The following is a 12874-nucleotide window of genomic DNA, read 5'->3' on the forward strand; positions in this document are numbered from 1 at the left end:
ACATCGCGGCGGGGCGGGGGTTTTATTGTTGGGGGGCGGGGGGGGGGGGGGGGTGGGGTGGCCCCAAACCCCCCCCCCCCCCCCCCCCGCTCCCACATGGCCTTTCACGAAATAGCAACACCACTCTGCGCCAATGTCACTGCTCCACGTGTCCGGGTTCATTGGCACGATGCACACATACGGCCCGGCATGCTTGTGTCTTACCCCTAGCGGAACACGAGGCAATGTCGGCCAGCACCCGCGCGCCATTCTGCATTTATTACCTCCATCCGCTGCTTGCCGGCCCGATGACGGGATGGAACGCGTGGATCGACCATGCCGCTGCGCTGGGCTTCCGGCAGCTGCTCATCGCGCCGCCGTTCGAAACCTCGCCCGCTGGCGACGTTTTCGTCACACGCGATTTCGACCGGATGAACCCGGCGCTCGCGGCGGATGGCGATGCCACGACCCGTATCGAACAGATCGCAAAAGCTTGCCGGGCGCGCAACCTCGAGCTATGGCTCGATCTGCCGCTCGACGAACTGGCGTCCGATGCGCCAGTGCGCGCGCAGAACCCCGGCTGGTTTCGCGCGGTGGCGACCGATCACGGCACGCCGGATCCACGCTGGACACCGAGCGAGAGTGACAGCGCGCGCTGGCGGTTGAACGACCCCGACGTCGCGCAGGCCGCGACGCAGTGGTGGGTGCAGCGGCTGCGCGCATGGGCGAAGGCGGGCGTGCTCGGCTTCCGCGTGCTGCATCCGCAGCGGCTGCGGGCCAGCCTGTGGAAGACGCTGGTGGATGCCGTCCAGGCGGAATCGCCGGGTGTCAGCTTCATCGCGTGGACCCCGGGCGATACGCCGGACGAAATGGCCGAGCTCACGGGCGCAGGATTCGATGCGGTGGTGAACTCAGCCGCCTGGTGGGATTTCCGCAAACCATGGTTTGCCGAAGAGGCCGCGCGATTGGGTGCGGTCGCGCCGGCGCTCGCCTGCACGGAAGAGCCGTTCGCGACTCGCCTGGGCGACGAGCTCGGTGAGGAAAACCAGCTCGACCACGCGTACCGCAGGGCCATCGCCTTCGCGGCGACCGCGCCCGCCGGGTGGCTCATGCCCATGGGCTTTGAATATGCGGTGCACGACGCCCTCGACCCGCGGCGTGGTACGCCCACGACGCCGCGCGCGATGGGCGAGGGTGCGGCCGCCGACCTCACCGATACGGTGAAAGCAGCCAACGCCGCCGTCGGCGAAGACGCCCCCGCAGCGCCGCTGATTACCGTGCACGGCGGCATCGCCACATTCCTCACCGTGGCAGGCGCGGATCCGCGCACCGCCGCGCAAGCCACCCTGACGCTCGTCAACGCATCGCTCGATCGCGAGGCGCTGGTGACCGCGGGCGAGGCGCTCGCCGGAGCGGCCAGCCATTTCGCGCCCTGGACGACTGTCGACGGGCGCAAGGTATTCGACCAGGGAGATAGCGTGGTTCTCGATCCAGGTGCGGTACTCACATTGTCCGGCGTCCCCGCGACGCCCGCGAAACGCAAACTCGGCGCCTCAGCGCAGAAAGAGGCGCTCGGCGCCGCGACGAAAGCGCCACGCGTCGCCGTGGAAAACGTGCAGCCCACCGTGGATGGCGGTGCGTTCCCCGCCAAGCGCGTCGTCGGCCAGCCGGTGACCGTCACCGCCGATATCTTCGTCGATGGCCACGAGGTGCTCGCGGCCCGCCTGCGTTACCGCGCGGTCGATGAGAAGGCCTGGCACGAAGTCGTCCTCGAGCCGGTCAACAACGACATCCACTCGGCGACGTTCACGCCCACGCGCATCGGCCGCCACGAATTCCAGATCGAAGCCTGGCACGATCCGTACGGCAGCTACCACCACGAGCTGGAGGTGAAGCACGCCGCCGGCGTGGACGTGAAGCTCGAACTCGAGGAAGGCCGGCTGATGGTCGAGGCGCGCGCGAAAGACGCGTCGGGTCCGAAGGCCAAGGCGCTGCGCAACCTGGCGGCAGCGGTGGCGAAAGCGGATGGCCCGGAGCGCATCGATTTGCTGCTCGCCGCGAGCAGCGTGGAGCTGATGGCCTTCACCGACCCACGTACGCGCTCCACGGTGACGCAATCCTTCCTGCTCGAAGTCGACCGCCGCGAAGCCATGTTCGCAAGCTGGTACGAGCTGTTCCCCCGCTCGATGACCGATGACAAGGCGAAGCACGGCACGTTCCGCAACACCATCGCGCGCTTGCCGGCCATTCGCGACATGGGCTTCGATGTCCTGTATTTCCCGCCGATCCACCCGATCGGCAAGGCCTTCCGCAAAGGCCCGAACAACACACTGGCGCCAGGGCCCGACGATCCGGGCAGCCCGTATGCGATCGGCTCGCCCGACGGCGGGCACACCGCGATCCATCCGCAGCTCGGCACGCTGGAGGATTTCCGCGCACTGCGCGATGCCGCGCACGAGCACGGCCTGGAGCTGGCCCTCGACTTCGCGATCCAGTGCTCCCAGGACCATCCGTGGCTGAAGGAACACCCGGAGTGGTTCGACTGGCGCCCCGACGGCAGCATCAAGTACGCCGAGAACCCGCCCAAGAAATACCAGGACATCGTCAACGTCGACTTCTACGCCGACGGATCGATCCCGTCGTTGTGGCAGGCGCTGTGTGATGCGGTGCTGTTCTGGGCGGGCGAGGGCGTGCGCACGTTCCGCGTCGACAACCCACACACCAAGCCGTTCCCGTTCTGGGAATGGATGATCGGGCGCGTACGCGCGAAGTACCCCGACGCGCTGTTCCTGTCCGAGGCGTTCACGCGACCGAAGCCGATGTATCGCCTGGCCAAGGTGGGCTTCAGCCAGTCGTACACGTATTTCACCTGGCGCAATTCGAAGCAGGAGTTCATCGACTACCTGACCGAGCTGACGACCACGCCGCCGAAGGATTTCTTCCGGCCGAACTTCTTCGTCAACACGCCCGACATCAACCCGTACTTCCTGCAGACGTCGGGGCGGCCGGGCTTCCTGATCCGCGCCGCGCTGGCGACGACGCTCTCCGGACTGTGGGGCATGTATTCCGGGTTCGAGATCTGCGAATCCGCGCCGCTTCCGGGCAGGGAGGAATACCTCGATTCGGAGAAGTACGAGATCCGCATCCGCGACTTCGACGCGCCGGGCAATATCGTCGCCGAGATCACCCAGCTCAACCGGATCCGCCGCGCGCACCCCGCGTTGCAGACCCACCTCGGCGTGCGCTTCCTGCCTGCGAACAACGACCAGGTCCTCTTCTTCGAAAAGCGTAGCGGCGACGACGTGGTGCTGGTCGCGATCAGCATGGACCCGCACAACGCCCAGGCCGCCGACCTGACCCTGCCGCTGGGTGACTGGGGCTACGGCCCCGACGACAACCTCGATATCCACGACCTTCTCCACACCCAACCCATCGCCTGGCGCGGGTCGGCCCAGCATGTGTGGCTCGGCCTCGGCCAGCCCTATGCGGTCTGGCATGTGCGGCTACCCGGAGTCTGATCCATGGCAACACGCGGCAAGGCCAGCAAGAACGCAAAGGCACCGGAGTTCTCGAAGGACCCGCTCTGGTACAAGGACGCGATCATCTACCAGGTGCACCTGAAGTCGTATTTCGACGCCAACGATGATGGCGTGGGCGATTTCCAGGGCCTGATCGACAAGCTCGACTACATCGCCGACCTCGGGGTGAATACCCTGTGGCTGCTCCCGTTCTACCCGAGCCCGCGGCGTGACGATGGCTACGACATCGCCGAATACAAGGCGGTGCACGAGGATTACGGCAAGCTCGCTGATGCCCGGCGCTTCATCACCGAGGCGCACAAGCGTGGCCTGCGCGTGATCACCGAGCTGGTCATCAACCACACCAGCGACCAGCACCCCTGGTTCCAGCGCGCACGCGCGGCGAAGAAGGGCTCCGCGGCGCGCAATTTCTACGTGTGGTCCGATACCGATCAGGCCTACGACGGCACGCGCATCATCTTCCTCGATACCGAGAAGTCGAACTGGACCTGGGATGCGGTGGCCGGCCAGTATTTCTGGCACCGCTTCTTCTCGCACCAGCCGGACCTGAACTTCGATAACCCCGCCGTGCTCAAGGCCGTGATGGAAGTGATGCGGTTCTGGCTGGACATGGGCGTGGATGGCCTGCGTCTCGACGCGGTCCCGTACCTGATCGAGCGCGAAGGGACCAATAACGAGAACCTGCCCGAGACGCACCAGATCCTGAAGCTGATGCGCGCGGAAATCGACCAGCACTACCCGGACCGCATGCTGCTGGCCGAGGCCAACCAGTGGCCCGAGGATACCCAGGACTACTTCGGAAACGGCGATGAATGCCACATGGCGTTCCACTTCCCGCTGATGCCGCGCATGTACATGGCGATCGCGCGCGAAGACCGTTTCCCCATCACCGACATCATGCGGCAGACTCCGGCGATCCCGGAGAACTGCCAGTGGGCGATCTTCCTGCGTAACCACGACGAGCTGACGCTCGAGATGGTGACCGACAACGAGCGCGATTACCTGTGGCAGACCTATGCCGCCGATCGCCGTGCCCGCATCAATCTCGGCATCCGCCGCCGCCTCGCGCCGCTGCTCGAGCGTGACCGTCGCCGCATCGAACTGATGAACTCGCTTCTGCTGACCATGCCGGGTACGCCCGTGCTGTATTACGGCGACGAGATCGGCATGGGCGACAACATCCACCTGGGTGACCGCGATGGCGTGCGCACGCCCATGCAGTGGTCGGTGGACCGCAACGGCGGCTTCTCCCGCGCCGATCCGGCCAGCCTGGTGCTGCCGCCGATCATGGATCCGCTGTACGGCTTCCAGGCGATCAACGTGGAAGCACAGCAGCGCGACCCGCATTCGCTGCTCAACTGGACACGGCGCATGCTCGCCGTGCGCAACCGGTACAAGGCGTTCGGCCGCGGCACGCTGAAGTTCCTTTACCCGGGTAACCGCAAGGTACTGGCGTACCTGCGCGAGTTCGGTGGCGAGCACGTGCTGTGCGTGGCGAACATGTCGCGTACCCTGCAGGCCGTGGAGCTGGACCTTGCGTCGTTCGATGGGCAGGTGCCGGTCGACATCGTCGGAGGCACGTCGTTCCCGCCGGTGGGCCAGCTGCCGTACCTGCTGACGGTGCCGCCGTACGGCTTCTACGCCTTCCAGCTGTGCCCGAACGCGCAGATGCCCGAATGGCACGAGGTGCCGGCCGAACCGCTGCCGGACTACGAGACCCTCGTGGTGCGTGGCGCGCTGGTCGAAGGCCCGGTGATGGAGCACCACCGCGGGGTGATCGAAAAGCAGGTGCTGCCGGGCTACCTGGCCGTGCGCCGCTGGTTCGCGTCGAAGGACCGCGGCATCGAATCGGTACACGTGGTGTACGCCGCGCCGTGGCCCGACCGCGGTGACGACCTGATCCTGACCGAGGTGGAAGCGACCCTGGCCGATGGCGGCAAGGAACGCTACAGCCTGCCGGTGGGCATCGCCTGGGAAGACGACGCCCCGCATGCGCGCGCGCAGCAGCTGGCACTGGCCCGCGTGCGTCGCGGCCGCCGCATCGGCCTGCTCACCGATGGCTTCGCGCTGCCTGAGTTTGCCTCGGGCCTGCTCATCGGCCTGCGCAACGGCACGCAGATCCCGGTGAACGGTGGATCCGTACGCTTCGAGAAGACGCCGGTATTCGACGACACCGAGTTCGATACCAGCATCGAGAGCCGCTGGCTCGCCGGCGAGCAGTCGAACAGCTCGATGATCCTCCACGATGCCGGCGTGCTGAAATTGTTCCGCCGGACATCGGCCGGGATCAATCCCGAAGTCGAGATGAGCCGGTTCCTCACCGAGCATGGCTACGCCAACACCGCCGCGCTGCTCGGCGAAGTGGTACGCGAAGGGGCGCATGGCGAACGCACCACCATCGCCGTCCTGCAGGGCTTCCTGCGTAACCAGGGTGATGCGTGGCGCTGGACGCTCGATTTCCTCCGCCGCAGCTACGACGAGTTCAGCCATTCGGTCGATGAGGCCCGCAAGGCGGAGATCGAGGCAGGCTACGATGCGTTCGCTGCGGCGGTCGGCACGCGCCTTGGCGAGCTGCACGCGCTGCTCGCCCAGCCGTCCGGCTTGCCCGCGTTCGATCCGGAGACGGCGACGGCGGCGATCGCCGATGGCTGGCGGGATGCCGTGCGCGCCCAGGTGGGCCGTGCGCTGCTCGCCGTCGATAACGTGACGGAGATGCCCGAGGAACTGCGTGCCGACATCGAGTCCCTGCGCGGTCTCGCCGGTACCCTCGAAGACCGTATCGGCCGCCTCGCCAAGGCGGGCCCGGGCGCGGTGCTCACCCGCATGCATGGCGATTTCCACCTGGGCCAGATCCTGGTCGTGCAGGATGACGCGTACATCATCGATTTCGAGGGCGAGCCTGCACGCTCGCTCGAGGAACGCCGCGGCAAGGGCACGCCCCTGCGCGATGTCGCCGGTTTCCTGCGTTCGCTGGATTACGCGGCGGCCATGGCCCGGCGTGGTGAAGATGGGTTCGCCCCCGTCGAGGACCCCGGCTTCGTCGATTACCTGGCGCGTTTCCGCGAGCGGTCGTCGCGCGTCTTCCTGCAGGCCTACCGTGAGGTGCTCGACGCCGCGCCGGCCCGCTGGGTGAGCGCCGAGGCGCTCGCACCGCTGATCGAACTGTTCGTGATCGAGAAGGCGGCTTACGAAGTGAACTACGAGGCGGCCAACCGGCCGGGCTGGCTCGATGTGCCGTTGCGCGGCCTGTTGCATGCCGCCGAAGGCCAGACCGCCCGGGAACTGGAGGAGGATACGTGATCGACCCACGCACCCATGGCCTCGCTGACGCCGCCGCCGTCGACGCACTCGTCGAGGGCCGGCATGGCGATCCGTTCGCGCTGCTCGGCCCGCATGATGTTGCAGGCCGGCGCAGCGTCCGCACCCTGCAGCCCGGTGCGCTGGCCGTCGAGGCGATCGATGCCGGCGGCCACGTGCTGGCGGCGCTGCACAAGGTGCACGATGGCGGGCTGTTCGCTGGCTTCGTGGATGGCGATGCGCCGTATCGCCTGCGCGTGCGCTGGCCCGCCGCGGCGCATGACACGCACGACGCCTACGCTTTCGGCATGCAGCTCGGCGAGGACGACCTCGGCCGGCTGTCAGACGGATCGCACATCGAGCTGTTCCGTTGCCTTGGCGCGCACCCGGTCTGCATCGACGGCGTACACGGCGTGCGTTTCGCGGTCTGGGCGCCGAACGCGCAGCGGGTCAGCGTCGTCGGCGATTTCAACAGCTGGGACGGGCGCCGCCACCCGATGCGCAAGCGCGTGCCGGCCGGCGTGTGGGAGCTGTTCGTTCCCGGGCTGTTGCCCGGCGCACGTTACAAGTACGAGGTATGGGGTGCCGACGGCTCGCTCACCCAGCGTGCCGACCCGGTGGCGCTCGCCGCCGAGCTGCCGCCCGCGACGGCGTCCATCGTCGCCGACCCCGAGGCGTTCCGCTGGACCGATGACGAGTGGCTGCGCCAGCGCGGCGCCCTGCATCACGCCGGCTCGCCCATCTCGATCTACGAACTGCACCCTGGTTCATGGCTGCGTGGGCGCGACGGCGCGGACCTGCACTGGGACGAGATCGGCGAACGCCTGATCCCGTATGTCGCAGGCATGGGCTTCTCGCACATCGAATTGCTGCCGGTGTCCGAACACCCGTTCGGTGGTTCCTGGGGCTACCAGCCGCTCGGCCAGTTCGCGCCGACATCGCGGTTCGGCACACCCGAGGCGTTTGCGCGCTTCGTCGACCGCTGCCACGAGGCGGGCATCGGCGTCATCGTCGACTGGGTCCCCGCGCACTTCCCGACGGACATCCACGGCCTGGCCCACTTCGACGGCACGCCGCTCTACGAGCACGCGGACCCGCGCGAAGGCTTCCACCAGGACTGGAACACCCTGATCTACAACCTCGGCCGGAACGAGGTATCGGCATTCCTGGTCGCCAGCGCGCTGGCGTGGCTGGAGCGCTTCCACATCGATGGCCTGCGCGTCGATGCGGTGGCGTCCATGCTTTATCGCGATTACTCGCGCAAGCACGGCGAGTGGGTGCCGAACATCCACGGTGGCCGCGAGAACCTCGAGTCGATCGCGTTCCTGCGCCGGGTGAACCAGCTGATCGCCGAACGCCACCCGGATTGCATGACCATCGCCGAGGAATCCACCGCGTGGCCCGGCGTCACGAAGCCGGTGGCCGAGGGCGGGCTGGGTTTTACCTTCAAGTGGAACATGGGCTGGATGCACGACTCGCTGGAGTACATGTCGCGCGATCCGATCCATCGCCGCTGGCACCATGGCGAGATGACCTTCAGCATGATCTACGCGTACTCCGAGAAGTACGTGTTGCCGCTGTCCCACGACGAAGTCGTGCACGGCAAGCGCTCGTTGCTGGGGCGCATGCCCGGCGACGAGTGGCAGCGCTTTGCCAACCTGCGCGCCTATTTCGGTTTCATGTGGGGCCATCCGGGCAAGAAGCTGCTGTTCACCGGTGGTGAGATCGCCCAGCCGCACGAGTGGAATCACGACGCGCAGATCGCCTGGGAACTGTTGGACGCGCCGCTGCACCTCGGCATGCAGCGGCTGGTGCGTGACCTCAATCGGTTCTTCGGCGCCACGCCCGCCATGCACGCATGGGACACCGACCCGCGCGGTTTCCGCTGGGTGATCGGCGACGACGCGGACCAGAGCGTGTTTGCCTGGTTGCGCTTCGCCCCCGACGGCCGGCCGGTGCTCGTGGTGAGCAACATGACCCCCGCGGTTCACCATGGCTTCCGGATCGGCGTGCCCGAGGGTGGGCGCTGGCGTGAAGCGATCAATACCGACGCGGCCGACTACGGCGGCTCGGGCATCGGTAACAAGGGCGAGCGCCACGCCCAGGCCGTGCCTGCGCACGGCTTCGACCAATCGCTGGTCCTTAGCCTGCCACCCCTTGCCACCGTGATGTTCGTGGCTGACTGACGAGGAACGCGATGCCCGCACTACCCGAACGCATGCAATCCGGATCGCCTTATCCGCTTGGCGCCACCTGCGATGGCATGGGGACGAACTTCGCCGTGTTCTCCGCCCACGCGGAACGCATGGAACTGTGCCTGTTCGATCCGTCCGGCAAGCGTGAGATCGCGCGCTACGACCTGCCCGAATGCACCGATGAGGTGTGGCATGGCTACCTCCCGCGCGTACGCGGCGGCACGCTGTACGGCTTCCGCGCGCACGGCCCGTACGCACCGGAGGAGGGCCACCGCTTCAACCCGAACAAGCTGCTGCTCGATCCTTACGCGCGGCTGCTGCACGGCCAGGTCCGCTGGTCGGATGCCCTGCATGGTTACCGCGTGGCATCGCCGCGCGCCGACCTGTCGTTCGACCGCCGCGACAGCGCGGTCGCCATGCCCAAGGCCGTGGTCGTGGATGAGCCCATGCACTGGACCCAGGGCAACCGGCCGCACACGCCGTGGAACGAGACGGTGGTGTACGAGACCCACCTGAAAGGCTTCACCCGCAACCTGAAACGCATCCGCCAGCACGAGCGGGGTACGTTCATCGCGCTGGCCGACCCGTATGTGATCGACTACCTGGTGAAGCTCGGCGTGACCGCGGTGGAACTGCTGCCGGTGCACGCGTTCCTGCAGGATCGCCGGCTCACCGAGATGAAGCTGCGCAACTACTGGGGCTACAACACCCTGGCGTTCTTCGCCCCGGAGCCCGCGTACCTCGCCGAGGGCGCGCTCAACGAGATCCGCGCCGCAGTCCAGGCGCTGCATGCCGCCGGCATCGAAGTGATCCTCGACGTGGTCTACAACCACACCTGCGAAGGCAGCGAGCTGGGGACGACCATGTCGTTCCGCGGCCTCGACAACAAGAGCTATTACCGGCTGATGCCGGATAACCCGCGTTACTGCATCAACGACACGGGCACGGGCAACACCGTGAACACCGCGCACCCCCGGGTGCTGCAGCTGGTGATGGACTCGCTTCGTTACTGGGTGAATACCTTCCACGTCGATGGGTTCCGCTTCGACCTGGGCGTGAGCCTGGGGCGCGAGGAGAACGGCTTCGATCCGAACTGCGGCCTGTTCGACGCGATGCGCCAGGATCCGGTCCTCGCCAACGTGAAGCTGATTTCCGAGCCATGGGATATCGGGCCGGGCGGCTACCAGCTGGGCAACCACCCGCCGGGTTTCGCGGAATGGAATGGCAAGTTCCGCGATGACCTGCGCAAGTTCTGGAAGGGCGATTCGAACATGCGCGGCATCCTTGCCGGGCGGTTGCAGGGCTCGGGCGAACTGTTCGACCACCAGCGGCGCAAGCCCTGGGCGTCGGTGAACTTCCTCACCGCGCACGATGGTTTCACGCTCGAGGACCTGGTCAGCTACAACGACAAGCACAACCTGGCCAACGGTGAAGACAACCGCGACGGCGGCAACGACAACGAAAGCTATAACTATGGCGTGGAAGGTCCGACGGAAGACCCGGCGATCCGCCTGGCCCGCGACCGGGTCAAGCGCGCCATGCTCTCCACGCTGTTCTTCTCGCATGGCACGCCCATGCTGCTCGGCGGCGACGAGTTCGGGCGCACCCAGGACGGCAACAACAACGCGTACTGCCAGGACAACGAGATCTCCTGGTACGACTGGAAGCTCGCGACGTCGGACCGGGGCAGGGAACTGACCGACTTCGTCGGCCGGCTGACCCGCTTGCGTGAGCAGCACCCCACGCTGCGCGCGGCGCATTTCCTCCGTGGCGATACCGAGGTGTTGCCGGGCGTGCGCGAGGTGGCGTGGTTCGATGAAAGCGGCGCGGAGATGACCCTCGAAACCTGGGGGTATACGGAAGGCCGCCTGCTGGCGTTGCGCCGGGCGCAGTCGTATGCCGAGAAGCGCGCGGACGTGACCCTGCTGCTGATCAACGCGACGCCCGAGATGCATGTGTTCCACCTCCCGCAGCCGGCCGTCGCCTGGCGCCGACGCTGCGACAGCGCGCAGCCTACGGCCAGCGAGGTCGCGTGGACCGAGCCCACGATCGAGGTCGAAGGCCGCAGTGTGGTCTTGCTCGCCGCCACGGTGAGGGTCGAAACGCCATGAGCGCCCGGTTCGTCCACGCCATGCCCTACGGCGCGCGGCCCCTGGGCGACGGAGGCACGCGCTTCCGGCTGTGGGCGCCGGACCTCGAGACCGTGACGCTGGAATGCCAGGACGGCCATACGGCCGAGATGCGCGCGCTCGATGATGGCTGGTTCGAATGCATCTGCCCGCGCGGCGCGGGGTGCGCGTACCGGTTCCGGATCGGCGAGGACCTCGCCGTGCCCGATCCGGCGTCGCGCCGGCAGCTCGATGGTGATGTGCATGGGTACAGCCTCGTCGTGGACCCGTCGGCGTACGCGTGGCAGAACGCGGCATGGCAGGGCCGGCCGTGGCACGACGTGGTGTTGTACGAGCTGCACGTGGGCGCGCTCGGCGGTTTCGCCGCCGTGGAGCGCATCCTGCCGCAACTGGCCGCGCTCGGGATCACCGCCGTCGAGCTGATGCCGATCGCCGAGTTCGCCGGGTCGCGCAACTGGGGTTACGACGGTGTGCTCCCGTATGCGCCCGCGGCGGCGTATGGCACGCCGGATGAGCTGAAGGCATTGATCGATGCCGCGCATGGCCATGGCCTGATGGTGTTCCTCGACGTGGTGTACAACCACTTCGGCCCCGAGGGCAGCTACCTGCATGCGTACGCGTCGGGCTTCTTCGATGGCGAGGCCGATACGCCCTGGGGTTCGGCGATGGCCGTTTCCACGCCGCAGGTCGGCGACTTCTTCGTCCACAATGCGCTGTACTGGATCGAGGAGTTCCAGGTCGATGGCCTGCGCTTCGATGCGGTGCATGCCATCGCGAATCCCGGCTGGCTCTCGGCGCTGGCGGCGCGCGTGCATGCCGCCGTGGGTTCACGCCGCCAGGTCCACCTGGTGCTGGAGAACGAGGCCAACCAGGCCAACCTGCTCGGCCGCGGCCGCTTCGATGCCCAGTGGAACGATGATTTCCACAATGCGCTGCACGTGCTCCTGACTGGCGAGCGAGAGGGCTATTACGCGCCTTACGCCGACGCGCCGATGGAGAAGCTCCTGCGCGTGTTGCGCGAAGGCTTCGCATTCCAGGGCGAGAAGTTCGGCGAGCGGCGCCGTGGCGAATCGAGCGCGCACCTGCCGCCCTCGCGCTTCGTCAACTTCCTGCAGAACCACGACCAGGTCGGCAACCGTGCGTTCGGCGACCGGCTGACCACGCTCGTCGAGCCGGAGATCATCGAGGCCGCGCTCGTCCTGCTGTTGCTCAGCCCCTTCGTGCCGATGCTGTTCATGGGCGAAGAGTGGGGCAGCCGGACGCCGTTCCAGTACTTCACCGATTTCCCGGACGAGGCGTTGCGCACGGCGGTGCGCGAGGGGCGGCGCAAGGAGTTCGCCGCCTTTACCCACTTCAGCGGCGATGCCATCCCCGATCCCGGCGACGAGCAGACCTTCCGGCGGTCGGTGCCCCGGCCCGACCCCGAAGCAGGCGAAGCCCGGCACGCCCTCATCCAGCGCCTGCTCACGCTGCGCGCGAAGCACGTGGCGCCGCATATCGACACGGCGGCCAGCAAGGCTGCGCACGCGGTGGGCGAACGGGCGTTCGTGGCGTCCTGGGCCCTCGGCGGCGGTACGCTCACCCTGTTCGTGAATGTCGGTGACGGCGATGCGCCGATCGACCGGCCTCCTTCCCCAGCGGCGGCGTGGCTCCACGGCGACGCCGCCGATATCGCATCCCTTTCGCGCGGGCTGTTGCCCGCACGACGCGCCCTTGCCTGCCTGGAGTCCTGACC

The 12874-nt window shown here is 67.3% G+C and carries 5 protein-coding genes; all 5 read left to right on the forward strand.

What is annotated here, in order from left to right; all coding sequences use genetic code 11:
* The first annotated feature begins 224 nt into the window (after window positions 1-224).
* Genes ACZ6YI_RS16735 through treZ form a run of 5 tightly spaced genes read left to right on the forward strand, consistent with a single transcriptional unit; the run spans window position 225 to window position 12872 of the window.
* Window positions 225-3497, forward strand: coding sequence for a maltotransferase domain-containing protein (locus ACZ6YI_RS16735; protein ID WP_465779655.1), 3273 nt, complete (start codon window positions 225-227; stop codon window positions 3495-3497).
* A 3-nt stretch (window positions 3498-3500) separates the two neighbouring features.
* Window positions 3501-6818 (forward strand): maltose alpha-D-glucosyltransferase, encoded by a 3318-nt coding sequence (gene treS, locus ACZ6YI_RS16740; protein WP_465779656.1) that lies wholly within the window; start codon window positions 3501-3503, stop codon window positions 6816-6818.
* On the forward strand, window positions 6815-9001 hold the full coding sequence (glgB, locus tag ACZ6YI_RS16745; RefSeq protein WP_465779657.1) for a 1,4-alpha-glucan branching protein GlgB: 2187 nt from the start codon (window positions 6815-6817) through the stop codon (window positions 8999-9001). Before treS ends, glgB begins: the two co-directional genes overlap by 4 nt.
* An 11-nt stretch (window positions 9002-9012) precedes the next feature.
* Window positions 9013-11121, forward strand: coding sequence for a glycogen debranching protein GlgX (gene glgX / locus ACZ6YI_RS16750; protein ID WP_465779658.1), 2109 nt, complete (start codon window positions 9013-9015; stop codon window positions 11119-11121).
* Window positions 11118-12872 (forward strand): malto-oligosyltrehalose trehalohydrolase, encoded by a 1755-nt coding sequence (gene treZ, locus ACZ6YI_RS16755; protein WP_465779659.1) that lies wholly within the window; start codon window positions 11118-11120, stop codon window positions 12870-12872. The genes glgX and treZ overlap by 4 nt, the downstream gene beginning before the upstream one ends.
* Window positions 12873-12874: the final 2 nt, after the last annotated feature.

The organism is Luteibacter sp. NPDC104163 (assembly GCF_055584245.1).